The organism is Natrialba sp. PRR66, assembly GCF_034808065.1.
GTDB classification, from domain to species: Archaea; Halobacteriota; Halobacteria; order Halobacteriales; family Natrialbaceae; genus Natrialba; species Natrialba aegyptia.
The window spans coordinates 47,436-72,191 of the sequence record NZ_JAXHGN010000006.1; the positions used below are offsets into that span (position 1 = coordinate 47,436).

Annotated in this window: 21 protein-coding genes; 14 read left to right on the forward strand and 7 right to left on the reverse strand. The window is 54.0% G+C overall.

Annotated features, from left to right (window positions below):
* Positions 1-47: 47 nt before the first annotated feature.
* From SM755_RS19440 to SM755_RS19450, 3 genes are all read right to left on the reverse strand, one after another.
* Positions 48-2,309 (reverse strand): DNA cytosine methyltransferase, encoded by a 2,262-nt coding sequence (locus tag SM755_RS19440; protein WP_323174104.1) that lies wholly within the window; start codon positions 2,307-2,309, stop codon positions 48-50.
* Between the two features lie 114 nt (positions 2,310-2,423).
* On the reverse strand, positions 2,424-3,722 hold the full coding sequence (locus tag SM755_RS19445; RefSeq protein WP_323174105.1) for a DNA cytosine methyltransferase: 1,299 nt from the start codon (positions 3,720-3,722) through the stop codon (positions 2,424-2,426).
* 56 nt (positions 3,723-3,778) lie between these two features.
* Positions 3,779-4,543, reverse strand: a complete 765-nt coding sequence (locus tag SM755_RS19450) for a hypothetical protein (protein WP_323174106.1) — start codon at positions 4,541-4,543, stop codon at positions 3,779-3,781.
* Positions 4,544-5,186: 643 nt separating this feature from the next.
* Here SM755_RS19450 and SM755_RS19455 point away from each other — a divergent pair.
* Complete coding sequence (locus SM755_RS19455) at positions 5,187-8,549, forward strand: AAA family ATPase (RefSeq protein ID WP_323174107.1); 3,363 nt, start codon at positions 5,187-5,189, stop codon at positions 8,547-8,549.
* Entirely contained in the window at positions 8,542-9,882 is a 1,341-nt protein-coding gene (locus SM755_RS19460; protein WP_323174108.1) for a hypothetical protein, read from the forward strand. The genes SM755_RS19455 and SM755_RS19460 overlap by 8 nt, the downstream gene beginning before the upstream one ends.
* Positions 9,883-11,047: 1,165 nt before the next feature.
* Here the strand turns inward: SM755_RS19460 and SM755_RS19465 are convergent.
* Both SM755_RS19465 and SM755_RS19470 read right to left on the reverse strand, forming a co-directional pair.
* The gene (locus SM755_RS19465; protein ID WP_323174109.1) at positions 11,048-11,296 is read right to left on the reverse strand and encodes a hypothetical protein; all 249 of its coding nucleotides are present in this window, start codon (positions 11,294-11,296) and stop codon (positions 11,048-11,050) included.
* 103 nt (positions 11,297-11,399) lie between these two features.
* Positions 11,400-12,047 (reverse strand): helix-turn-helix domain-containing protein, encoded by a 648-nt coding sequence (locus tag SM755_RS19470; RefSeq protein WP_323174110.1) that lies wholly within the window; start codon positions 12,045-12,047, stop codon positions 11,400-11,402.
* A gap of 84 nt (positions 12,048-12,131) precedes the next feature.
* Here SM755_RS19470 and SM755_RS19475 point away from each other — a divergent pair, with 84 nt between their 5' ends.
* Positions 12,132-13,109 (forward strand): hypothetical protein, encoded by a 978-nt coding sequence (locus tag SM755_RS19475; RefSeq protein ID WP_323174111.1) that lies wholly within the window; start codon positions 12,132-12,134, stop codon positions 13,107-13,109.
* 108 nt (positions 13,110-13,217) lie between these two features.
* The gene (locus SM755_RS19480; RefSeq protein WP_323174112.1) at positions 13,218-13,856 is read left to right on the forward strand and encodes a TetR/AcrR family transcriptional regulator; all 639 of its coding nucleotides are present in this window, start codon (positions 13,218-13,220) and stop codon (positions 13,854-13,856) included.
* A gap of 212 nt (positions 13,857-14,068) precedes the next feature.
* On the opposite strand, the gene SM755_RS19485 is transcribed toward SM755_RS19480, so the two are convergent.
* On the reverse strand, positions 14,069-14,239 hold the full coding sequence (locus SM755_RS19485; protein ID WP_006666894.1) for a hypothetical protein: 171 nt from the start codon (positions 14,237-14,239) through the stop codon (positions 14,069-14,071).
* A gap of 326 nt (positions 14,240-14,565) precedes the next feature.
* Between SM755_RS19485 and SM755_RS19490 the strand changes: the two genes are divergently transcribed.
* The 5 genes from SM755_RS19490 to SM755_RS19510 all read left to right on the forward strand — a co-directional run bounded on the left by SM755_RS19490 (position 14,566) and on the right by SM755_RS19510 (position 21,335).
* Positions 14,566-16,176: a PQQ-binding-like beta-propeller repeat protein gene (locus SM755_RS19490; protein ID WP_323174113.1), complete on the forward strand. Its 1,611-nt coding sequence runs from the start codon at positions 14,566-14,568 to the stop codon at positions 16,174-16,176.
* A 261-nt stretch (positions 16,177-16,437) separates the two neighbouring features.
* A complete protein-coding gene (locus SM755_RS19495) occupies positions 16,438-17,415 on the forward strand; it encodes an ABC transporter ATP-binding protein (protein ID WP_323174114.1) in 978 nt (325 codons plus the stop codon).
* Positions 17,412-18,263, forward strand: a complete 852-nt coding sequence (locus SM755_RS19500) for an ABC transporter permease subunit (RefSeq protein WP_323174115.1) — start codon at positions 17,412-17,414, stop codon at positions 18,261-18,263. The genes SM755_RS19495 and SM755_RS19500 overlap by 4 nt, the downstream gene beginning before the upstream one ends.
* 805 nt (positions 18,264-19,068) lie before the next feature.
* Positions 19,069-20,148: a pyridoxal-phosphate dependent enzyme gene (locus SM755_RS19505; protein ID WP_323174116.1), complete on the forward strand. Its 1,080-nt coding sequence runs from the start codon at positions 19,069-19,071 to the stop codon at positions 20,146-20,148.
* Between the two features lie 392 nt (positions 20,149-20,540).
* On the forward strand, positions 20,541-21,335 hold the full coding sequence (locus SM755_RS19510; protein WP_323174117.1) for an alpha/beta hydrolase: 795 nt from the start codon (positions 20,541-20,543) through the stop codon (positions 21,333-21,335).
* Between the two features lie 29 nt (positions 21,336-21,364).
* Here the strand turns inward: SM755_RS19510 and SM755_RS19515 are convergent, their stop codons facing one another.
* A complete protein-coding gene (locus SM755_RS19515; protein WP_323174118.1) occupies positions 21,365-22,000 on the reverse strand; it encodes a helix-turn-helix domain-containing protein in 636 nt (211 codons plus the stop codon).
* Between the two features lie 146 nt (positions 22,001-22,146).
* On the opposite strand from SM755_RS19515, the gene SM755_RS19520 reads away from it, so the two are divergent.
* From SM755_RS19520 to SM755_RS19540, 5 genes are all read left to right on the forward strand, one after another.
* Complete coding sequence (locus tag SM755_RS19520) at positions 22,147-22,590, forward strand: ester cyclase (protein WP_323174119.1); 444 nt, start codon at positions 22,147-22,149, stop codon at positions 22,588-22,590.
* Positions 22,591-23,070: 480 nt separating this feature from the next.
* Complete coding sequence (locus SM755_RS19525; RefSeq protein WP_323174120.1) at positions 23,071-23,508, forward strand: hypothetical protein; 438 nt, start codon at positions 23,071-23,073, stop codon at positions 23,506-23,508.
* A gap of 184 nt (positions 23,509-23,692) precedes the next feature.
* Entirely contained in the window at positions 23,693-24,031 is a 339-nt protein-coding gene (locus tag SM755_RS19530) for a metalloregulator ArsR/SmtB family transcription factor (RefSeq protein WP_323174121.1), read from the forward strand.
* Positions 24,032-24,046: 15 nt separating this feature from the next.
* A complete protein-coding gene (locus SM755_RS19535; RefSeq protein WP_323174122.1) occupies positions 24,047-24,415 on the forward strand; it encodes an SRPBCC domain-containing protein in 369 nt (122 codons plus the stop codon).
* A 40-nt stretch (positions 24,416-24,455) separates the two neighbouring features.
* Entirely contained in the window at positions 24,456-24,659 is a 204-nt protein-coding gene (locus SM755_RS19540) for a hypothetical protein (RefSeq protein WP_323174123.1), read from the forward strand.
* Positions 24,660-24,756 lie beyond the last annotated feature (97 nt).

The following is a 24,756-nucleotide window of genomic DNA, read 5'->3' on the forward strand; positions in this document are numbered from 1 at the left end:
ATTTATAGGTCCCACTTCTGTAGACTGCGAGTACCCAACTGGATATCTCAGTCGTCAGATGCTGCGGGTTGCTGATTGTCTCTAATTTCAATCGAAACCCCACTTTTGGTATTGGGGAGAGTTGAATACAGTAGTTCACCGATCTGTCGGCTTACCATTGGAGGAACTGCATTTCCAATTTGACGGAACCAGCTGGTGAATGGCCCCAGAAAGATCCAGCTGTCCGGGAAGGATTGGAGTCTTGCAGCCTCTCGAGGCGTTATTCCTCGGTATCGTCTTCGATCAGCCATCTTTTCATTATTGCTGACATATTTGTAGTAATCAGGTAGCACAAAGCTATTTGCATCCTTTGCTAGATGAGCCACAATTGTTGGTGAAGGCTCATCCCACTCCAGCATTCGGTATTTATCCTTAAATCGGGGGTTTTCCTCTGTGCCCACATCATAGTCGATTAAATCTGCGTATTTCCTATCCTTCTTGTATTTAACATCCCATCCGGTATCGCCCGGTTCCAGTGCTTCTTCGAACAGCTTCTGATCCTTTTCCATTGGATGTTCGCGGGCCCTGTGATTGAATGACAACAGAGAATCTTTTTCAATATTGTTCTCGTGTATATAATCACTGCGGCGGCCTTTCTGTTTTCCAGCTACAACCCGTCCACCTTCTCCGCGTAGCAATTTGGGAAGGCCCGCGAGTGCCTGTCTAATGGTCCGATCGCTGGAGCTGTTTTCACAGAGAGAGCTGAATAAAGAGTCAATCTCGGATTTTTCTTCGATAATATCATCTCTTATACCGATCAAGATGAGGCGTTCTCGCTTTTGAGGGAGCCCCAGTTCAGACAGATCTAACAGTTCGTAACTAAATTTGTACCCGTGTTCCGAAGTTTCTGCTATCGACTCTAGATCATCAATCACCTGATCGATCACACTGATTTCAGTTTCTCCCACTTCGTTCACCATCCCCTCAACATTCTCCATCACAAGCGCCCTAGGCTGAAGTTCCCGAATTATCTCGATATATTCTTTATACAGTGTAGTTCGGTCATCGTCAAGGATACTGTACTCCTCATCATGGGCAAGCCGCGACCGATAGCCTGCCTGAGAAAGAGACTGGCAGGGCGGGCCTCCGACGACCAGATCAGGCGAGCCGACCACCGATCGTATCATATCTACAGCATCTATTTCACGGATATCATCACAGACGATATTTTGATGAGGGATTTTGGGATGGTTCAAGCGATATGTCGCTGTGGCGTGTTCATTATTATCTATCGCCCATCTCACGTCAAAACCGCCATCAGCAATACCGCAAGAAAAGCCTCCTGCACCCGCAAATAGATCGACTGCAGCTATCTCGGGATCTGTTGACTCTTGGACGCGAAGTCGGTGCGAGAGCAAGAATTTCTTCAGTTCACAATCTTGGTTGCATGCGTCCATCCCACCGTTCCAGGCATGTCCGGCCAGAGCACGGTGCAAAACCGGAATCAGCCGGTCAGTGATTTTATCCTCCAGTAATTCGTGTCTCGGTCTTGCAGTTTCTGCTTCTGCTGGTGTCAAAAGTCCAAACGAACATAGAAGCGAGTCGATTTTTGGATCTGCTGGCCACACCGGCTTGTCAAATGCAGTGAGCACAAGCCACCAAGCTTCGTCATCAGAAATACCCAAGAGAGAGGCCAGCACTTCCTGATACCTCTCATACTGCATCGTACTAAAGTCCGCGAGAGTAATTCCATCAGTGTATTTCAATTCCGCCACCTCGTCAAGAAGAGCCTGCAAAATTGAGGTGACCATCTTCGTATCATTACTATTGATAGGTGAACTCTGAAGATGACTGCGGAGATCGGTGTAGTCAAGGTCAGCAATCTCTTCCCAGATTCCTATTTCTGAGCGAAGGTGTGAAATTATATTCCGTTCCTGTTTTTCAAAATAGAGATGGCTGGCTGGTTTGCCCGAATTCGATATGGCAACAGCAGCAACGGAGTCCAGAGGATCGTCGCTACCGCAAAGTGGATCTCCGCATTCACACGGAGCGCCCGGACAGATGCTTCCTGTCGGCTTGTCCACAGTAGTATAACGACAGGGGTAGGCCTCATTATCCCGGCGGCGTCGTGCAATGGTTTCTGGGGTCGCACGAGGACAGCAGGCGGGAAGATCCCTCTTTCGGTGAATCTGCTCGGAAGTCAGGACGTCGGCTACAAAATCAAGGTGGTCAAATAGAAATTCGCGATGTTGCCGTTGCTCCGTGGCTGGGGCGTCACGTACGATGGATGGTATGGAAAGAGAACCGCAAGACACACCCTGATTCGACATAGTGAATCCATTTAACACTGATGATATAAATAGCTCCTGGTCTTGTCACGTCTTGTAAGACGAAGATTTCTGAACAGCCGGAATTAGTCTCACAGATCCTTCTATGAGGTTTCCCTACAGCAGCTCTTCGCGGATTGCCGTAGCCACTGCTCGAGCAAGAAGTGGCGGAACAGCATTACCTACCAAACGGAATCCGCTCGTTCGAGAGGTGAGAAACTCGAACGTGTCTTTGAATGACTGAAGTCGAGCGGCTTCCCGTACCGTTAATGATCTGACCTCACGGGGATGAACAAACATATGTCCGTCCTTCTGAAGATGGGCTACGATTGTTGATGCAGGCTCCCGAGGATGCTGCTTTTTGTATTTGTCTGTAAAGATATCTTCTCGATATGGCTGCAATTCGGTGTCAACGTCCCCTATGTTCCACCCAACACCTTCTCCGAGTATTTTATAGAGTGTGAGGTCAGTGATGTTCTGGCCGCGCGAACTATGATTGGTTAATTCTACCTCTTGCCAGTCACTGTCCGCAGGAATATCTCGAGCCCAGTCCTGATAGTTCGTCAGTGCAGGCACAGTATACTCGGTTGCTTCTTTTGGTGGCATTTCCCCATCTGGAGAGACTGGTGGAAGATCGAATATCGCATCAGCAACGGTTACATGTGGTTGCTTTTGTCTCGGATGTTGCTGAAACTCGCACTCCCTTTCTGGGTTCTCTGGTCCGTATTCAGTAATAGTGCTCTGAGAGGATGACCCGAACGCATCTGGCTTGGTCCGAAGTTTCATGTCTTTCTCTTTATCACGCACTGGTGGGCGATGTGTTCCCCATTCTTCAAGATCAAAATGGGTTGGTTCGCCCTGATCTCCGACAAAAAACACCCGTTTTCGGTGCTGAGGAACGCCGAAATCAGCAGCATCGACTTCTTCAACATATACTGTATAGCCGAGTTCCTCCATCTGTTCTCGAATGAGATTTACAATTAGCTCCCCATTTGCACCTCTCGAGGAAAGCATTCCCTCCACATTCTCCATTAGAAACGCAGCTGGTGACAGATAATCAACAAATCTCAGGAAGTCCTCATAGAGTTGATGACGGTCATCCGATTCCGGTGATCTGTTATCGAGAGATTTGATTTTTGAACGGCCAATACTCGAAAACGTCGGACAGGGTGGGCCACCAGCCACCAAGTCGACTTCGACTTGCTGAATATCTCCAAGTACTGTTTCCGGATCCAGCTCCGATAGGTCCGCAGTGATGGCTCCGTATTTTGGCTCTGAAAAATTATGCCGATATGTCTTTATCGCGTCGTCATCCGAGTCGACAGCTAGTATCACCTCAAAACCAGCATCTTCGAGCCCTGCGGAGATACCGCCTGCACCGCAGAAAAGATCAATAGCAGTAGGGCGGTCAGCCATTGTACATTCGTGGTAGACCAGTACTTATGATGATTTCGAGTTCTGTGATTGCATCTTTACTGTGAAACTGCATTCTGGCTTTCCTCTGGGTAAGCACATCCCTCTCTCAGGGGACAGTGATAGCACTCCGGACTGGACTGTTCACAGATTACTGCACCTATATCAAGAATTGCAAGGTTAAAAGCACGGGCCAGTTCTGGATCAGTTGGCGTAACCCCTCTAATTAGCTGGTAAACCTGATCTCGCTTGTGCGGTTGCGAGGGCATCTCATAATCAAATACGCGACTGAAGACTCGCACGAAGTTTGTATCAACTAGCTCTATGGAAACTCCAAATGCGAAAAGCAACGTTGCACGTGCGCAGTAAGGTCCAGCCCTCCATGGCCGTTGCAGTGCGTCAAGATCTTCAGGAACTTGGCCTCCGTAGTCTTCTCGGATGATTGTAGCAGCATCTCGCAGAGTCCTGGTTCGCTGGTTGCCAAAACCGAGTGGTCGAACCAGTTCATAGATGCTCTCTTCATTTGCTAGCAGGATTGATTCTGGATCCGGGAACGTCTGGAAAAAGTCATCATATATAGATTCGACGGCATCGGCTCGTGTACGCTGGAGGAGAATTTCTGACATATAGACTCGCCAAGGATCGGTGGTCTGGCGCCAAGGATATACACGTCCGTTCGTAGCAAGCCAGTCGAGTAAGTCTGGAACAACAGAGAGGAACTTTCTGACCTGCGCTCGTGCAACTGCCTCGACCCGACCCTGTGCAACGAGTTCATCAACAGTGGGTTCGACCGAGACAGAATTTGAGACCTCCTCAAAAGTCACATCAGTTCGTCCAAACGGAAGATCAGTTCTGCCCATGGCAGGTAGTTGCTGGCAGATACGGTTGGAACCCGTGTAAGAGCGTCGGTCACTCAAAATCTACAGAGCCGTGGGTATATTTCCGATACCAGTTGTGACCCACCCGTTATCGCTTAAGGATCCAGCTCGACCAGCAGGGACAACTCCCGCCCACACACATGCGGAGACATGGATCGATGGCTTCACCTCATCTGCCAAAATCTGAACTCCCTGATCCCTCCCCGGTCGGTGCGCGACCACAGTCGCGCCACCGACCTCATCGAACGTGACCGCCACATCGACGCGACTTCGTTCCTCTGGACGTTCTTGGCCGGGACTGCTCACTCGGATGGCTCTGTCAGTGCCGGAACGTGCCGGCGGCCGACACCGTCCTTCGGAATCTCGAGCGCGGATTTATACTTGAATAACCCGTTCAAAATGACAAAGCCCCCGCGGAATTGGATCGAACTGTCGCGTTTGTCCAAGGTCACCGATCCGACTTCGCAGCGAGTCTGAAAGGAATCCCGCTACGTCATCCGCTCTTAGTACTTTTCTGTATACGAGACTCGAAGCAGTACACAGGGCGATCAAGAAGAACATTCAACTTCCTAACTTAGCATCTACTACTATGGCGAACGACCGCCGAATGACTACCGATCGCTTCTTCGGGGGCGTTGAGGAGCGACTCGAGAACCTGAAATCACTACTCAAATTCGTCGATGCTACCGAACCAGACAAATCAGAACTCCAAGACTGGCTCGAATCGAATACAACTGCAGAAAGCGAATCTACTATCCAGACGTATGTCGGTTTCCAGCACTCAATCGGCCTAATCGAACTCCAGCAAGGCCAGTACCGAACAACATCCCGCGGAGCAGCGTTTGCAGACACCGGAGACCCAGAACTCATCTTTGACGCTCTCTTCGAGCACGTCGACGGCTTTGATACAATTTTACAGACGCTCGATGACGGCCAAACCACCGCAGCGGCAATCCAAGACAACCTCCGGGAAGCATATCCTGAGTACAAACTCCCAGAAGCGGTCGTTGGCAGACACCTCGAGTGGCTTGAAGCAATCGGTGCGATCGAGAAAAAGCAGACCACTAGAGAATACGAACTGACATCCTTTGGGAAGAAGTTGCTCCGAGAGAAGTTCGATAAGCAATCGACAGCCGACAATCTCGAGACCAGTCACATCTCGGGCCTCGTTGATCCACATGAAGACCAGTCTACATCACCGACTGTTTACCAGGTCCCGGTAAAGACAGGCCAAAATCCAATCCGCACAAACTTCCAGCGCACCGTCTTGGATGGAGTCCCTCGGGATTCCCTCGAGGAGATCATCGAAATTCCGATCGATCACGAGGAACTCCGAGTTTGGGGGAACCGAGAGGACGACGCCGCGGAGGTCGGCGACTACCTCCTCTTCGCTGACAGAGATAGACGACATGATGGTCAGTATACGGTTCTTGCTCGCGTTGCTCATTCAACGCTCCTCGACCCACAAACGGCCACCGTCTTCACGGACGCTGTTAGCTGGGGCGAAGCGATCGACGCTACGTTCCACCACATTATGTTTCTCGAGCCGGTCTATGAAGCCGACCTCGATCGAGAACAGCTTTGGGAAACGTTGGGCTTCAAAGGCTGGCCAAACGACACCTACAGCGCGATCAACTTTGAGAGAGCCGACTCAGACTTCCACTCAAAGTACCAGTCGATTCCGGAGTTCCTCGACCAAATCAAGGACGACCAACTGTACCCCAAATCAATGACTGCAGGAGACCATACACGTCTTGACGCAGAATCCCCGAGTCCTTCGGAAAAGACCTTTATTGACGACGACATTCTTACAGAGACAGCGCCCTACTACTGGGTCAATCAGAGCAATAATCCAGATGAAATTAAAGAGGGATATCTACGGGCACCTCGCACAGACTTCCCGAACTATGACTTGCAGAAACTCGAAATCGGAGACACTGTCTTCAACTATCGTAATGGCGCTATCGTTGGATACTCAGAGGTCGTCAGCCCCGTCTATTTAGTAACCGAGAACGGTGATGACTACCGACAAATTGACGTGGATGTTACAGAATTCGAGGAGCCACTGCCGTTCTCCGATGTATTCTCGTATCTGGCCAGAGATAATGTCCTATTAGATCGTTACTATCCGATCAATCAAGCCGGGATCAACCAACAGTATCTATTCAATCTCTCAGAAGCAGCTGGTGCTTATCTCTTAGCTCTTGGCAGAGGAGAATTCCTAACGGAAAATCTCGACGAACATAGCCCTCAACCGGATCTACCCACCGACACCAGCCTTGAGGAAACAAAATCTATCCAAGACACAGATCACCCATTGATAACCCATCTCCAAACAACGAAGCCATCCGTCTACAAAACCACGGCACCACCAGAATACTGGCTCACAGCCATCGAATACGGATCAACCTCGTTCGAAGACGGACATCGAAACCGATGGAACAAGGTCGAAAAGGGAGACGTCGCAATACTGCACTCTCGAGACGAACCATTTGACCCGGATCTAGAAAACCAACCAGCTGGAATAATCGGCGTCGGAATCTTCGGCGAAAAACACGAGAAAGACGAGCCGTGGTGGTGGGACGAACACCAAGAGAATAAGGAGTTCTCGATGATCGCAAGCTTCGATCAAATCTTCCTCACTGGCGACATCAAAGCAATCGACACCACTCGAGGGATCACTGAAAAAGACCATTCCACGATCACACAGGAAATTGCCGCACTCACCACGAACTGCCTCCCAATCGAGGAGGCCAACCAACTCTGCAAAAACGCTACCGGCAGGGCTTTCCCAGCACAGTCGATGTACGGGACCTTCCGAACACCCGACGACAAAATCGATTACGAGCGCCCAAGAGCCCTTATCAAGGCAATGGCCAATGATCTGACCGAAGTCACAACAATAAACCCACACAAGCCCCTCCAGAGTACGCTCTCGGATGATATCCTCGAGGATCTCCATTTCCAAGGCAACACAGCCAACCAAATCCTCGAGCAGATCTCCACAGCTCTTCGATCGAACAAACACATCCTCCTCACTGGCCCGCCCGGAACAGGAAAAACAGAGATCGCCGAACGCGTCTGCGAACATCTCGCCGACACTCACCCCTACCTCTACACGGATTTCGAGATGACCACAGCCACCGCTGACTGGTCGACGTTCGACACCGTGGGCGGCTACATGCCGAGCGAATCCACCGACAACGGCCAAGACCTCTCGTTCACGCCAGGAATCGTTCTCAACTGCCTCAAGGACCGCCAAAACGAAAGCCAGTCCAACGACCTCCTCGTGGTCGACGAACTCAATCGCGCAGACATCGACAAGGCGTTCGGCCAGCTCTTCACGCTCCTTTCGGGCCAGTCCGTCCAACTACCCTACACTACCAACGACAACGAAGTCGAACTCACAACCCACGACGACCTCACCGGCACTGCACAACCCCACCAGTTCGTCGTCCCCAACTCATGGCGCATCTTTGCGACGATGAACGCCTACGACAAGACCTCGCTGTACGAGATGAGCTATGCGTTCATGCGTCGCTTCGCCTTCATTCGTGTTCCAGCACCCGACCTCGAGAACCCAACCTCCGAGACCAAAGACTCAGCAACGGAGCTCGTCCACGAGTACGCCGACGTCTGGGATCTCGACATCAACCAGCAAGAAGCACAAGCAGTCGGTCGTGTCTGGCGGACAACGAACACTGCCGTCGACGAACGAGCGATCGGCCCGGCAATCATCAAGGACGTTCTCCAGTATGTCACACTCCATGCTGACGACCTCAAGTATCACCTCACCCAGGCCGTCATCAGCTACATTTTCCCGCAATTAGAAGGCGTCCCAAAACGGGAAACCATCGTCCGAGAACTCACCGCCGTCCCGGATCTCGATTCTGACCTGCTCACGGATGCAGCCCAGGAAATGCTCCAAGTAACCCTTACAGAGAATGAATAGAGACGAACTCCTCGGCCAGCTCACCGAGGACATCCTCGCCTATGCGATGCGAGGTTCGTTCCCCGAACAGGAGTTAGCCCGGTCGCTCAAACCGGAACAACTGGACGAGCGCTTCGAAGAGTACGAACTCCTGCTGGATCTCCATTTCATCCTCCAAAAAGACGTCGTTGAGTTCGTCCGGAACCTCTCCGAGCAACTGCGCAGCATCCGCACCGAAACCCGAACGACCTCTCGAACGAGACGCGGAACTGTCGACGGTCGGATCAACTGGGGGGACACCATCAAGAAGCGCTACTCACAGTATCCTCGAGACAACTCGATTTTCGTCTGCGACAATCGCTCCGAGGACTATGACATCCCGGAGAACATCGTCTTGAAGCGACTCATCTCGATCATCCACAATACAATCCGAGAGGCAGAAGAGTACCTTCGTGCAGACTACGACTGGGTATCCGAGACCTGGAAGGGGAGCGACGATCTAATCGATGAACTCCAGCGAATCGTCGAGCGTAATGTCCACGTTCGACGTATCCGCGATCCCGATACCTACGAACCGACCGAGCGGATGTTGACCACTGCCGCTGATTCCCGACAGGAGGTATATCGAAACGCTGCCTCACTGCTCAGATCGCGCCAACGGCTGTTCGACGGAGACTCTGAGGCAATCCGCCGGTTACTCGAGCAGACCGCGATCGCGCCGGACGATACGGATTCACTCTTCGAACTGTTCGTGCTCTTTCGGTTCATCGCAACAATCGAAGAGCTACAAGAGAGTACTCCGCAGTTCCAGACGATTGCAACAGATCGCCAGGAAGTTGCTCGATTCGAAGGTGGCCACGAGATCGTCCTCTACCACGACAACTCTGCACGTGATCGTAATCTCTCGTTCACTGCGGTTCCCGACGAAGATGAGGACAGCCAGTCCCGAACCGACAAGGTGCAACTCGTGGCAAAGGAGATCGCTGGCAACTACTTCAAGAAGGAGTACCAGGATCACACTGGGCGGCCCGATGTGATCGTCCTCGAGGTCATCTCCGACGACGATCACGAGTATCTGATCGTCGAAGTCAAAAACAGCGCCAACGAAGACACGATCCGGCGGGGTATCAAGGAAACACTCGAGTATCTCGCCTTTTTGCGTCTCAATGAGGAGTACGTCTTCGGACGGGATGATGAGGAGTACTTCGGGTCGGGTTGGAATGGACTGCTCGTAGTTCAGGATCTTCAAAGAGAGACTGCTTCGCTCAAGGAACAGGCCGAGAGTGAGATCAAGGTACTGCAGGCCTCCGAACTCGAGAACCAGCTAGAACAGGTATTCAGACGGAAATTATGATTCTATACCCTCATTTAGTGCCTTGAGGAGAGAAGTGGTCGTGCTCTACGCTCAAAATATGTCAAATGAATTTAATATATTAAAAGACTACATTTTAATATACCAGCAACACTCTCTGATTTTCAGTCTCTTCCAATTACGTGACCTCAGTTAGATTCCGAATTGTGCCATCGGTGCTTGTTGAATAGCCAGATAGTGTGCACCGATCAGGTCCGTCTCAACTTCGGTCCGTTTGTGTGCTGCGTCCAGCCCGTCGAGAGCTGCAACCGAAAACAGTGCATCGCTACCAAATGTCTTCTCGTGAGACCGCAGTCGATCAGTAAACGCCGCCGTTTCACCGATATATGACAGTCCCTCCTTATCTGGATGCCAAATCCGATACACGCCCATTTCAGGGAGCGCCGGCTCGAGTCGGTCCCCGAGTCGATATGGCTCAGACCACTCGAGTCCCATCCAGTTCGATCCAACTATATCCTCACTGTGCTCCCATGGAATCGGACCACGTCCAGCCGCGCAGTTCGGTTCGACCTCATCCATGCTCATAAATATATCCTCTGGTACTTATTAATGAAACCCAAGACTATATTGGAAATCAAAATATTGTTCTTAGAAGTGATCTACGAGATAGACAATAACAGTAAAAATGAGAGCTGCGATCACTCCAGTACGCATCGATTCCCAGAAGGAGTCTTCGCCGAAAAAAAGCCAGAAAATACTCCAAGCAAAAAGAAATCCACAGATTGTCAGAAGAACGTATCGAATGCGTGTCATCCTCATAGACCCGTGTTCAGAGGTATTGTCCTTACTCATGAAAGTACATGTTCCAAATTTTACTTCCAATGAATATATTTCTTTCGGGCTCTGGTGAATCGCCGGATAGCACGGACTTCGACCGTCAAATCTAGGAAGGTGAAGCGGGAAACGGCAGATGGTTCATGTCCAAAATCTCCCGCTTCACTGAGAATGTTGTGACGTGAGTTCCGTGAAATCATCCTGATGTGTCGTCTACAATATCAGGCGTGCCGTTACACAGTAAAATCCAACGCTCTATGGCAATTCACCACGGCCCTGACACTCTATAATAAAATTTGAGCTATATTAAGCGAGACATGTTGAACCTGTACTTACTGTTTGTCGGGTAGTCAGAGAGAGGGTGGGAACTTTTCTATGACACCCTGCTACTCGTGGTAGTCCAGAGTCGAGTTGCGAACGGAAACGCGAGGAGGCCGGTCGTGACGAGGCCGGCATTGAATAGCAACGCCAAGAGAGTCGCTTCCCCGCCTATCACTGAAAACGGGTCACCTGGCCACGTGTAGGTAGTCGAGAGCGCAGCACTAACCACCAAAGTCCCGACAGCAGCGAGTGGAGTGAGTACGCCGGTCGTAATTCGGAACTTCGCGGTCGTGTGTTCCATACCGGTTATTGTACTACCAGGAGGAACACCGTTCATCCGATACGTTTCGTCTGCTTATATATCCGCGAGGGCCGTAGACTAGCTCTAGGACGAATACGGCGACTTACAGGTCTGTTTCGAGTAGTTGACTGATCGCATGTGCCTCTCCTCGACGAAGGAGTTCCGAGGCGGTCGAGATGGCACAGTCGAGTTCAGCTGCGACAGTCTCGATTCCGTTTCGTCGTGGCACGTCGAAGTACCCAACATCCCACGCGACTCGGAGTGCGTCCTGTTGGCGCTCGGATATCGAGGTCTCAAACGTCATGACGCCGTCGCCGATTTTTAGGATCTCGATCGAAATTCCCTCGGGGATCGAATCCGAAACGGCTCTGAGATCGTCAGGATGACCAACGACGGTCATTCGCATCGTCTGATCGGAGCGAAACTCGATCGGAGGGACGATCACGACCGTGTCCTGTGCGAGCGAATCCATCATCGACAGTCCCTGCGGACCGAGCTCCTGCCGGAGGTAGACGAAGAACCCGTTCTCGTCGGTCGTGAGATCGTACTCGAGAACCGATTCCTGCTCGGCCAGTATGGACTCGTAGGCGTCCGGGCTCCCGTAGACGAACGAACTGATGGTTTCAACGCCGTCGACAGACTGGCCACCCAGAATGATCTCCCGGTCCAGAGCAGGTGACTCACAGAGCCCCCTGTGGAGGGGGATAAGCGCCTCGTCGCTGTACCGGAGCTCTACAGACATCGATTTCATTAGCTACGCCATTGGAGCGAGACTACTTGAATCACCGATACGCTTCGGGAATGGAGCCAACCCAACTGTCGATCAAGTCATACTATGCGAATTCGATCGCGCCGAGGGTTGATTCTCGGCGGACTCGCACTCGGTACCGCCGCCTGGTTGCACCGGTCTCTGCGTCGTTCCGACTCTTCTTCGACGGACGAGTTCATCGACGAGCGGCACATGCGGGCGTTCCTCGTTCGTCGCCGTATCGATCCACAACACGTCGACGCGATCAGAGAGGCTGTCTCAAAAGCGATGTTCGAGGACGAGCCAAGCGCGCTCCTCAGCCTCGACGGCGCAACGACAGCGTCGCTCTTCCTCAACCGAGATCCGACCACTCCTGAACTCGTCTGGTACGTCGAACTGCCTCGGTCTACGATCGCCGACTGGGATGATCCCGAGGCGACTGTCTCAGAGGCGTTCCCCCTCACCCACGACGCGCTGGCCGACACTGACGAGACGATCGAGCGTGAATTACTCGTCCACGCGGTGAATCCGCTTCGGCCCCGGACGGATGTCTCCGACGGAGTGGCGTCCCAGCGTATCACGGATGCTGGGGGTGAGCGAACGGCGGATATAGCGTTAGTGAGCGTGTGGATCGCCGCCGGCCTTCCCGAACGTCTCGCAGACTGGTTCACGGCCCTCACGCATCGATTTAAAACAGGCGAATTGAATCTCGGCCCAATTGAGACGTGGAGTGTCGAGATGATCGATATGGAGAACATGTATACGGAAACACTGTTCCTCGAACGCAGCGCGACCGGGTACGAACTACTGAGTTACATGGAGGCCGACGAGATGCAACGAGTCTACGACGCTTACTACGACACGTGGAATCCGGTCGCTCGTGTGTCGGAGATCGCTCTCAACTGGGCGCTCAGAGATCCGAGCCCGATCCTTGACTATCCGCTCGAAACCGACTTCGAACTACTCGCTCATGCCGTCACACCGAATCGACCACGACGAGTGCCAGACCTCCCTGGTCATCACGAGGGCGCTGGTGAACCACGAGACGGCGACAACTTGGGATGAGAAACTACGTCGACCGGATGTCTCTCTGGAGAGTGCACTAAAACTTGCCTTCCGGTAGCACAGAATGATTCAAGAAGATTCGTCACCTACCCTTCCTATCACCAGCTAATGGCGTCCAAAAATTCTTCTGAAATTCCTGAGGACACGTACGTAGAGCTCATCGAAGCGACGATTTCAGCAGTATACGAGACCGGATATGCCGACCTCGGTGTACGGGACATTGACGCTAAATTCAGCAAGAGCCGCCAACTCATTCACCATTATTTCGACGGGAAAGACGAACTGATCACCGAATTGCTGGTATACCTTCTTAGCGATGAACACGAGGAGATCGCGAGTTCGATGGACGCCGATCCATTGACGAAGCTCAACGCTGAACTCGACAATATTTTGCTGAGTACGTACATGGACGACGACGAGTTCTGGAAGGTCTTCACGGTCGTCTACGAAATCCAGGCCCAGGCCCACCACAACGCAGAGCACCAGCGACTTCTCAACGACCTCACCGATGAGTACGTCGCCCACCTGAGCGAAATTCTTCAAGACGGAATCGATAAGGGAATCTTCAATGACGTAGACCCGCAACAGATAGCGATGCTGATTAACGATCTCATCGCTGGTGCTCACATTCGGAAGATCCACCTCGGACAGGACGAGGCACCTGGCAATGCACGCGAGACGATCGACCAACTCATCGTTTCTCGCTTGTTGGTCAATTCGTCGACGGACACCATGTCGGGAATATGATCCGCTGTCCACGTGGGTTTGCTACTCGTTTGACGGTATAACTCACGGCAACAACCGAGTAGCTATTGTGATCGTACCGGTTCCGGCTAGCCGACATCGTGGGTGTCATAGACGTCTTCCTGCAGTGTTGATCTCACTCTCTTTTATGGTGTACCGGCCGCTGAGTAGGCCTGCGAGTACAACGGCTGTTCAAGTTCGCGCGTGGTAGTTCACTACGTTAGGCCCCACACCACACCGAGAAAGATACCGAGAACCATACCAAATGGAATCCCTATCGTGATATCACCCAGTGCGAGTCCAAGAGCGGCTCCTAGTAGCGGTCCGAACGCAATCCCCAGAGCCATCTTATTCGAATCTATTTGGTCGTCTTCTTCGTCAAACACGTGCTGTCTTTGGACTTTCGGTGAGATAAACCCAGAGATCTAGTGGCATGTGAGTTCCCTAGCAGTACCGCAGTCTCTCAAGATAGTCCGCGGCGAGAAGCGGTCATTCGTTACCCGCGTGTGGGAATCGGATGGTGGAGATCGTACTGAAAACCGGTGTGAGAGTTCAGACCGCAGGAAGGCTCGAAACACTTGGGCGGCTAAAAAGTCGTATTAACTGCCAGATAGAGCTCTGACTGCTATTGTTTCAAATAGTTGCATAGCGAAGAAGCCGCGTTAATCACTCGATAGTGTTATGACTGGTATTTGTGCGTACTCGTGTAGTTATGTGGAAAAGACGTTCTGTGCTAGCGACTGGAGCAGCGCTGTCGGTCGGGACCGGACTCGCTTCGGTGGGGGCTGGAGCCTCTGAGGCTGACGTCGACGAACTTCCGGATCCGGATCGCGAGCCGGGACCGAACGAGGACTGGCCGTCACACCGAGGCGACCCCGGTCACGCCAGATACATCGCGGACGGCCACGAGTTCAGCGGCGGTGAACTCGAGGCCGCGTGGTCCGTGGAGGGCGCGGGCGCGGGTACTGTTGCCGTCGCCGACGAGACGGTCTATACGTCGACCGACGATGGCGTCGTCGCCCTCGATGCGACGGACGGCACCGTCCGTTGGGAGAATACGGATATTGATGCGGAAACGCCGTCGGTCGCCGGCGAAAGCGTCTATCTCAGCGGGACCGAGGTCGTCGCACTCGACCGGTCCGATGGGAGCGTTCGCTGGGAAACCGAGTTCGATCCCGAGGAGGAGATCGTCTGGCAGACGGTCGCCTACGGGGGCGTGTACGCCGTCGCCGACGGCACGCTGTACGCACTCGAGGCCGACGACGGCTCGGTTCGGTGGGAAAAGGAGTCGATCACCGCTGCGCCGTTCGGTAACGAGGAGGACGAGTACGAGTTCGTGACGCCGCCTGCCGCGGCAAACGGCGTGATCTACAGCGTCACGGGTGCCGGTCCGATCGCTCTCGAACCCGAGACAGGTACCGAAGTCTGGCAGGAAGGAACCTACATTGGCCCCCGTGTCAATACCATCTACGCAACGTCGGCAGCGGTCGGTTACGACGCCGGTGCCGAGGTGGGGTGGCCGTTGTACGATGCCCAAACTGGCGAGTCTATAGCCATAGGCGACGGGATGAGTGAAATAGCGTTCGGCGAGGAGATCCATGTCGGCAGCGCCACCAACCAGGGGTACTCCGGCGGTTCGATCCGCGGCGACGAATACAATTGGGATCTCGACGTTACGTACACCTACGGGCAACCCGTCATCAGCGGAAAAACTGTGTACGCGTATCTCACTCAGGACACGCTCAATTCCGAGGAGCGGAACTACGATGAGGTCCTCGTCGCCCTGGACAAGTATGACGGGTCCGAGAAGTGGGTGCTCTCGAAGGATGATATGCCGGTCGGATCGATTCGTGCGATCAGCGGCGAGACGATCTACGTCGACCACGACGGCGAACTCGTGGCGCTTCGAGACGAAAGCGGCGAGGACGACCAGCCCGACGAGGGTGACGAGAACGACGATACGGACGACGGCAACGACGAGGGAGATGGATCCGATGAGAGTGACGAGAACGACGACGTGGATAGAGAAAACGACAAGCAGGATGGTTCCGACGAGGAAGACGACCAGCAGGACGGCGAGAACGACGATACGGACGACGGCAACGACGGAGAGTCCGCCGATGACGATAACAGCGATATCGGGAACGGGAACGACGGCATGGAGGACGCTGGAAACGAAACGGACACCGAGAACGACACTGACGACAACGTGCCCGGCTTCACGACCGGTACCGGACTTTTTGGCGGGGCGCTCGGCCTCGAGTGGCTGCGCCGAAAAGCCGGCGTCGACGAATCGACCAGCGCGAATGACCCGTCTGAGTAAGGGTCCCGGGTCGAGAAAAGTAGGACGAGATCGCTGAGCAACAGACCGGAATCCTCGCCTGGCCGATTACGTTTTCACCGTGTCCGTCGCACTCGGATATTCTCTATCCGTAGAAAAATCTCAGCAGATCACAACCCATTGCGTTATATCGGTTCCCTGTACTGGCCGTTTGCCGGGTAGTCACAGAGAGGATATGGGAACTGTTCTATGATACCCTGAACACTAGCAAGCTATTTACCGGTCGGAAAATATGGGTGTGGTATGGATACCATTAAAACGAATTCGCTTAGTCGGCGGTTTGGCGATGTGAACGCCGTTGAGTCACTGGATCTCACGGTCCAGAAAGGAGAGATCTACGGATTTCTCGGACCGAATGGGGCCGGAAAGTCGACGACAATCAATATGCTCCTCGGGTTTACCCCACCGTCGTCGGGATCGGGAACAGTGCTCGGCTACGATCTCGAGTACGAATCGGTGGCCGTTCGCCAATCAATCGGCGTCCTTCCGGAGGATTTCGGGGTATACGGTCGTCTGACCGCGCGAAAGCACGTTCGCTTCGCTATCGAGACGAAAGGCGCGAACGACGATCCGGACGACCTTCTAGCGCGTGTCGAACTCGCGGACGTAGCTGACCGGACCGCCGGCGGCTTTTCAACCGGGATGAAGCAACGTCTCGCGCTGGCGATGGCGCTGGCCGGAAATCCGGATCTCCTTATTCTGGACGAACCCTCGTCCGGTCTCGATCCGAACGGAGCCAGGGAGATGCGCGCGATCATCCGTGAGGAGAACGAACGTGGGACGACCGTCTTCTTCTCGAGTCACATCATGGAGCAAGTAGAGGCGATCTGTGACCGTGTCGGCATTATGCGTGACGGGCGCCTAATCGCCGAGGACGCCATCGACTCGCTCAAAGACAGATTCGACGCTGATTCTCGACTCGTGTTCACGCTCGATACCGTTGCAGACGATATTGTTCCCGCCTTAGAAACGATGAACGGCGTCACCGACGTCAACGTCGATGGAAACGACGTGTCGGTCGTCGTGGCCGACGCCAGCCGGAAGGCACCTGTTATCGAGGCGGTCGGAGCAAGCGGTGTGACCATCGAGGACATCCGGATTGATGATTCCTCACTCGAGGATCTCTTCGCGACGCTCACTACCGGCGAGCGTCCGACTTCACGGCATGCAGAAGAGAACGCCGCCAATACCACTCAACTGATCAGAGAGGCGGACCAATGAGCTGGATACACGTCGCCCGGAAGGACTTTGCGGACGCGCTTCGGTCGAAGTTACTCTGGGTTCTGTCGGCCCTCATGATTTTAGTCGTCGCAGGCATTTCTACGATTCCTCAACTGTTGTATATTCCCGGCGAGGGGCCTGCTCCGGGATTCGACGAGGGGATGAGCTTCATGTTTACATGGATGACCATGATGGTCTCGCTCATCGGATTGGTCGTCGGGTATCGAGCGATCGTTGGAGAGCGCGAATCCGGAAGTATTCGATTTCTCCTCGGACTGCCGAACTCTCGACGCGACGTCGTCGTCGGGAAGGTGCTCGGCCGTGCCACTGTCGTCGCGGTGCCAACAGTGATCGGCTTTCTCGTGGGTGCGGTCGTGATCCTCGCCCTCTACGACGGCTTTGCCGTGACCGACTACATCGGCTTGCTGGTGTTCGCACTCGTCATCGGACTGGTGTACGTCTCGGTTGCCGTCGCCGTCTCCGCTAGCGTCAACACACGAGCGAAAGCCGTCGGCGGCGTACTCGGGATCTACCTGATCTTCGATTTGCTCTGGTGGGCGGTCCCGATGGCAATTTACTGGCTCCTTGAGCGCGAGTTACCCGGCTCGACGGATCTACCGGCGTGGTACGTCCTAGTCGAACGCCTCGGGATCTGGGAACCACTCGGGATACTTTCGGGGACGCTCGTCGACATTGCCGGCGTGGAAACCGTCTCCACGGCCGACCGACTCGCAGGCGATGTCCCGTTCTTCCTCGAGACGTGGTTCGCCTGGGTGATCGTTGTCGCATGGATCGTGATTCCACTCGGTATTGGCTACTATCGGTTCAATCGAGCGGTGATGAGCTAACTTCTCGAAAACCGTTGGAAGCCGCGCAAACTGAACGGAGAACGATCGAGAACTGGACGGGACCGACCACGTTGCTCGCCACCGCCTGTGTCACGCAGTGTCCGTTATCGGAGTACTCTGGTATCTATCACGAGTATACAGCACCGTCGAGAAGGTGAGCTTCGAGATCACCAGCATACTGGACTTTACAACCGTGTGCACAGAAGCAGCAGTTCCACGTTCTGGTCTATTGACCCACCTCCAACTCTCCGCTGGCCGTTACGTTTTCGGAAACGTCCGAGTGAACTGCGCTCGTTCAATCATCACGTCGGGTGTCTGCCGGAGCGAACGCCGTGCACAAAACTGTTGTGCGTAGGACATGAGATCGGCGATATGAGCACGACTACTGCAACAAAGCGCCTTCCATCACGGGTAGCATGGGTGTTGGGAAGTATTTCCCTCGTACTTGGGGTCACCGCCGCCGAGTATCTCGGGGCGGGTCCTGTCGGGGCGGTTGTCGGAACTGCTGTTCTGATGGTACTACTAGCGCTCGTGTATGAATCTGTGTCCTACTGAGATACCGTCTATTTCTCGTAGAAGAGTCGTAGGAGGAGAAGCGGACCAGTTGTTCACTCCGCGAGGCAACAGCTATTCTCGCTGAATCAGGCGTTGAACGCTCTCACGGAGTGGTTTGTAAGGCTCTGTTGAAATCAGCAGCGGCTAACAAATTTTGAGCGGAAGTACAGAGCACTCACCTACCGTCGCGCAGTGATAGCTACGTTGCCGTCACCAAAGTTCATTTCATGATACGTAACCAAGGGAGCGTATGGATACTCTCGAGCTTGTCTGTTCTTCGTGTGGGCGGACCTATACCGATCAGTGGCGGTGTGAGTGTGGCGGCGTCCTTGACTTCACTCATCAACCACTTCCGGCGTCCGACCGGCCAGATCCCGGTCAGTTCGATACGCGAGACGGACTCTGGTCGTTCGATATGTTCCTCCCCGTCGAGAAAGGCCCCTCTTTAGGTGAAGGGATGACGCCGCTTGTCTCGTCAACAACGTGGGATGCCGAGTACAAACTCGAATACATCTCCCCGACGGGCAGCTTCAAAGATCGAGGTGCAACCACGACGATCAGCCATGCAATCCAGTGTGGCGCAGATCGAGTCGTCGAAGATTCATCGGGGAATGCTGGGGCTGCCATCGCGACCTATGCGGCTCACGCTGGACTCGACGCGGAGATCTACGTTCCAGCATCGGTGAAAGACGCGAAACTCCAAGCAATCGAACGGGCCGGTGCAACGCCTGTTCGAATCGAAGGTGGACGCCAAGCCGTGACTAATGCATGCATCGAGGCTGTCGAATCGGGCGATGCATGGTACGCGAGTCACTCGTGGAGTCCAGCGTTCTTTGCTGGGACGGCGACGTTCGCATACGAAGTCGCACTCCAGCGTGACTGGAACGTCCCTGACGCGATCGTGATGCCACTCGGCCATGGAACGCTGTTCCTGGGCGTGTACCGTGGATTCAAGGCGTTGTCCGAAGCAGGGTGGATCGATACGGTACCACGTCTGCTCGGCGCGCAAGCCACAGGATATGCCCCGATTGCGAGCGAACTCAACGTAGTCCCCGAGAGCGAGAACGATGTCGCAGATGGCATTCAGATCCGGGAGCCAACGCGAAAACAACAACTTCTGGATGCGATTGCTGAGACCGACGGTGATGCGATTGCGATTACGGAAGATGCGGTGCAAACGGAGTTAGATCGACTCCACGAGCACGGATTCTACATAGAACCGACATCAGCGATTGCGCCTGCGGCACTTGCGGCGTATCGAGAGCGTGGAACGCTTGAGCCAGATGCAGACGTGGTTATGCCACTCACGGGGCATGGATTAAAGACGTAACCGGACGGAACGCTCATCGATACGTTCGCATCTGTAGTGTGCGTGTGTTTCACGCTAAAATATATCTGAGAAATATTATTTAAACAGAGACGTTTGTAATTAGGTATGGCGGCTGGCTGATAGCGACGCTGGCCTGCCGGTGTCTAGAAGAGCAGTGCTCTCGTGCGGTTCATCGGAACACTCCGCGTTCTGAGGACGTTTCACCGTCGCGGGTCACTATTGGTGAAATTGCTATCAAGATTAACGGTGAGTGGTCTTCCAAAGTTGAAGACGACAGTGAGTTGGACTCAGGTGTTTGTGAGAGACGCACGTGAATATCTAACACGGAGCTTTTAAACATAGCACCGAGTTTCTGTGTGAAATCATGCCGATTCGGATCGAAGTCCGTATTGATGGCGACTCTTACCACCAACGATGGTGTCGGACTGTACTACGAAACACAGGGTGAGGGACCACCGCTCGTATTCGTCACTGCCTGGTCCAGCACGTTACGATTCTTCGAGAAAAACATTCCCGACCTCGCTGAAGACTACCAAGTAGTCGCATTCGATCATCGGGGCCACGGCGAATCGGAGAGACCCGGACACGGTTATCGCATCTCACGACTTGCGATGGATCTCAAAGAATTAGTAGATCACCTGGATCTCACTGATGTTACCGCAGTCGGATGGTCAATGGGAGCAGTCGTACTGTGGTCGCATCTGGAACTATTCGGCAGTGATCGCATTTCGAAACTGGTCTGTATCGATCAATCCCCAAAAGAAAATCTCGTCCCGCAGGACTGGGACCAACAGCGGTGCTTCGATGTCGAAGCGTTCACGAAACTTGCGAAGGACATCGAATACGCCGAAGAAGACGTCTTCAGCCGGATGGCCGGTCGGTACGATTCCCTAACGCTCGGAGAATCAGGGTTTGTGGACGAGATGGTGAACTGCTCGAAGACGGCGAAAATCGAACTCATGCGGGATATTCTCAATCTTGATTGGCGGACATTCCTTTCCGAGATCGAAATCCCGACGCTGGTGTTCGTCGGCAGAGATAGCCGAGCAACGCCTCCGGAAGAGAGCGCGTACGTCGGCGACCAAATACCCAATGCTGAAACTGTGTTCTTCGACGACGCTGGCCATATGCTGTTCTGGGAGAACCCGGAGCAATTCAACGAAATAGTCCGAAACTTCACTAACTGAAGAGCAGGTACTTAGTCGCTATCTGTCTCCTATTGTGCTGCTTCTGCGACAAAATTCTTGATAACCCGACTCTCGGCTCGGTGGCGCAACCGACTTACCGCGGATTTGTGGATGTCAAGAACGTCCCCCAACTCGGCGAGCGTACAGTTCCGAGGAGTCTCGTAGAACCCCCGCTCGACTGCCTCGGTAATGAACTCCCATTGGCGATCCGTGAGTATCTCACTTACAGCGTGTGATTGGACGAGCGACACAATCTCGTACGGAATGCCAGCCGCTGCTAACTCGTCGGTATACTTCGATAGCCGTTCGTGTGAGGCCGCTAGTTCGACGGAAAACCATCCATTGCGCAGGATCGTTGGGTAAATTGAGATATTCTTCGACTTGCGGAGCGGATCATACGATTTCGTTGCTGAGGTCTGAAACTGGAGCAACACCATCCGCTCATCGGTATGGTAGACATCAACTGCGTCTACTTCGGGTGTGTTCTCGAATCGCCGAACGAGTTCATCTCCCTTGGGCGTCAGTACTTCGAGAATAACGAACGCACCGTCGTCCCGTAGCTGGGTCGCCAGCAATCTGAACTCGGCATCGGGGAACTCGCTCGAGATCGTTGCCAGCCAACCGTCCACCGCTGTCCCGTCGAGTTTCACCTGAATTTTGGGCATCTCAGCGGAGAGTCGGCTCCCGAGGTATATAAAGGCAGAAACTTGTTCCTGTGAAGGCACACGATTATCGCTCGCATAGTACCAGACGTGGTTGCAGTGAACTCACAGACCGATACCTGCACTGACACCGACGAGGAACAGTATCAATGACGGACTCACCACCAACCGCCCAATTAGAGGCGAATAAGCAACTTGTCCGCCGCATTCCCGAAGAGATCTTTGCGGAGGGTGATCTCGATCTGCTCGACGAACTGTATGCCGAAGACGCTGTCGAACGCAATGCGATGGGAACTCACCGGGGCCGACCGGCGATTCGAGAGTCCTATAACAGTTTTCTCACCGCGTTCCCCGATGTCTCGCAGACCGTCGAGAATATCGTTGCGGAAGGAGATCTAGTCGCAGTGCGTATCACGAGTCGTGGGACACACACGGGTGAGCTTGGAGGGATCGGACCAACCGGAACGGAGATCGAGGTTCAGCAGATGTTTTTTGCCCGCATAGAGGACGGGGTGATCGCTGAACGATGGTTCTTGCCGGATAATCTCAGTCTCTTGCAACAGCTTGGTGTCATCGACTTTCCACCGACGTGATAACCGAAGGCCCACCGCGTTACTGAGCAGGAGTCGAAGTGTGGCTCCAGTAGCACCGTCAGTTGGCTCACACTGTCACACGATAACGGCAAAGTAGGATCGCTCACAACGACACAGAAGGAGAATCCTACACGGGTGACGGAAGAGGCACAATGGGACCAATTCGATGGTTCAGCACCTCTAGTAGACCGACTCGAGGCTCTCACTATCATCAAAGAAGTTAATAGGTCAAAAATTTGGTGACTTCCCTCATCACGGATGGGGACGACGATAGCCGACACCAGATGCATTATATAGGAGATGTCCGTGTTAAGCCCTCCAATGAACGCATCGGCGGTGCCCCAAGCGCCTCGGAGAACAACATGAAGAAGTATCTATGTTTTAATAATATTCAACTTGTTTCCGTTGTGACTCGCCATCTGATCTATCAAATTCGTTCCGGAAGTATCTCTTCCTTGCCGTCGAATTCATTCACGATCCATGTCTCAGAGGAATGACTCGAACGATGTGAGGGTGTGGCGGCGGTGGACGGCAAGCAGTCTCTTGCTTCTCGCCGCCCTCGGTGCGGTATATGCGTTCGGGACCTCTATTACGGCTGTCCGAACAGCCGGTCCCGAGGCGGTAATCGCCGAGAGCTGGCGGCTCTTTGGTCTTCTCGTCTTCGCCGGAATCTTTCTGTTACTTGCAGTTCGACCGCGACTGTACCCTGGCATCTGGGAACTGGCAATCTTCCACAAGGCTGTGACGGCAACGTACCTGTTTACCTTCGCCAGCGATGCTCCGGACGCCACGGGCACGGCTATCGCCGACGGTGTGTTGGCCGTCGTAATCATCGTCGCGTATCTGCTCGTCAGGGCGGACAGGAACTGGGAGGGGTTCCGAGACCGCCAGCCGACTGAAGAGAGATCAGTTCGATAGTCCGGTTGCTGGCCACGTGTACCCGAGCAATGACTGACCGAGTCGGAGGCTGCATCGACTAGCCTCCTTCGACGTGTAACGGAGAGACAGCACGACCGCCGAATCAGCCACCGGAACCGCGGACCAAAGTAGGCGCTTTATCCGACGATGTGGCTAAATATATGCGCCCCTAACGTTCAACCAGATGGTTGATCAACAGTCGGACGATCAGGACCTCGACGCGATCTTCCAAGCGCTGTCGCACCCAACGCGACGCGCGCTCATCGAGGAACTCGCCGAGGGGCCAAAGAGCGTCTCGGAACTCGCAGAGCCCCACGACGTCTCGCTGGCCGCGGTATCCAAACACCTGCAGGTTCTCGAGGATGCGGGCCTCGTCACGGGGGAGAAGGACGGACGAGTTCGGCGGTGTCACCTAGACGCCGCTCCGCTTGGCGAGGCGTTCGGCTGGCTGACCCGTTACCGCGTCTTCTGGGAGGATCGATTCGACGCGCTGGCCGACCACCTGGAGACGGACGAACGATGAGACCCAACACGACAGATGAAACGTACCGAAACGACGGACGCGATCCTCAGCATCCGGCGGACGTTCGACGCATCACGAGAGCGCGTGTTCGACGCGTGGACTGATTCTGAGCAGGTCGACCAGTGGGTGGGGGCCGACGTCACGGCCACGACCGAAGAGATGGACGTGCGACCGGATGGTGTCCGGCGATTCGAGATGGCGGATCTCGAAGGCGAACCGTTCCTAAATCGGGCTGTCTATAACGAAGTTGAGCGGCCTGGGCGTCTGGCGTACACGCACGTCTCGCCAGGTGGCCCTGAGCAGTTCCAAGTGGCGGTATCCTTCGATGACGGAGGCGGAGGAAAACGGATCTCACCACGGAGATGCGCCTTCCGTCGGCTGTAGTTCTTGATTAGGCTGTGGAGTCCGGTGCCGACGACGGGCCGTGGGGAGACCACCCGTTCGAGAGACACTGGGGCAAAAACCGCCGTTTCGGGCACCAGTCTTCGTCCGCACGCACCACGCTCGCCCGCCGCTGGAAAAGGACGATGGTCCCTCGTTCACCTGCGTGACCGACGGCGTCGAGAGCGCACTCGAACAGGCACGGGAAGCCGCGGACGAGCGTCGTTCGGCAGTTGATCACCACTAGACTGCTCGACGAGCTGGAGCTCCACATAGCTCCGTCCTCCTTGGATCCGGAGCCAGGATGATCGAAAACCAAAATCAGACGGTTGCGACGAATCCAT

What these genes read in the sequence shown, in the direction of transcription:
- SM755_RS19440 (WP_323174104.1), bottom strand. Translation starts at nt 2,309, where the DNA reads ATGTCGAATCAGGGTGTGTCTTGCGGTTCTCTTTCCATACCATCCATC.
- SM755_RS19445 (WP_323174105.1), bottom strand. Translation starts at nt 3,722, where the DNA reads ATGGCTGACCGCCCTACTGCTATTGATCTTTTCTGCGGTGCAGGCGGT.
- SM755_RS19455 (WP_323174107.1), top strand. Translation starts at nt 5,187, where the DNA reads ATGGCGAACGACCGCCGAATGACTACCGATCGCTTCTTCGGGGGCGTT.
- SM755_RS19460 (WP_323174108.1), top strand. Translation starts at nt 8,542, where the DNA reads ATGAATAGAGACGAACTCCTCGGCCAGCTCACCGAGGACATCCTCGCC.
- SM755_RS19465 (WP_323174109.1), bottom strand. Translation starts at nt 11,296, where the DNA reads ATGGAACACACGACCGCGAAGTTCCGAATTACGACCGGCGTACTCACT.
- SM755_RS19470 (WP_323174110.1), bottom strand. Translation starts at nt 12,047, where the DNA reads ATGAAATCGATGTCTGTAGAGCTCCGGTACAGCGACGAGGCGCTTATC.
- SM755_RS19475 (WP_323174111.1), top strand. Translation starts at nt 12,132, where the DNA reads ATGCGAATTCGATCGCGCCGAGGGTTGATTCTCGGCGGACTCGCACTC.
- SM755_RS19480 (WP_323174112.1), top strand. Translation starts at nt 13,218, where the DNA reads ATGGCGTCCAAAAATTCTTCTGAAATTCCTGAGGACACGTACGTAGAG.
- SM755_RS19490 (WP_323174113.1), top strand. Translation starts at nt 14,566, where the DNA reads ATGTGGAAAAGACGTTCTGTGCTAGCGACTGGAGCAGCGCTGTCGGTC.
- SM755_RS19495 (WP_323174114.1), top strand. Translation starts at nt 16,438, where the DNA reads ATGGATACCATTAAAACGAATTCGCTTAGTCGGCGGTTTGGCGATGTG.
- SM755_RS19500 (WP_323174115.1), top strand. Translation starts at nt 17,412, where the DNA reads ATGAGCTGGATACACGTCGCCCGGAAGGACTTTGCGGACGCGCTTCGG.
- SM755_RS19505 (WP_323174116.1), top strand. Translation starts at nt 19,069, where the DNA reads ATGGATACTCTCGAGCTTGTCTGTTCTTCGTGTGGGCGGACCTATACC.
- SM755_RS19510 (WP_323174117.1), top strand. Translation starts at nt 20,541, where the DNA reads ATGGCGACTCTTACCACCAACGATGGTGTCGGACTGTACTACGAAACA.
- SM755_RS19515 (WP_323174118.1), bottom strand. Translation starts at nt 22,000, where the DNA reads ATGCCCAAAATTCAGGTGAAACTCGACGGGACAGCGGTGGACGGTTGG.
- SM755_RS19520 (WP_323174119.1), top strand. Translation starts at nt 22,147, where the DNA reads ATGACGGACTCACCACCAACCGCCCAATTAGAGGCGAATAAGCAACTT.
- SM755_RS19525 (WP_323174120.1), top strand. Translation starts at nt 23,071, where the DNA reads ATGTCTCAGAGGAATGACTCGAACGATGTGAGGGTGTGGCGGCGGTGG.
- SM755_RS19530 (WP_323174121.1), top strand. Translation starts at nt 23,693, where the DNA reads ATGGTTGATCAACAGTCGGACGATCAGGACCTCGACGCGATCTTCCAA.
- SM755_RS19535 (WP_323174122.1), top strand. Translation starts at nt 24,047, where the DNA reads ATGAAACGTACCGAAACGACGGACGCGATCCTCAGCATCCGGCGGACG.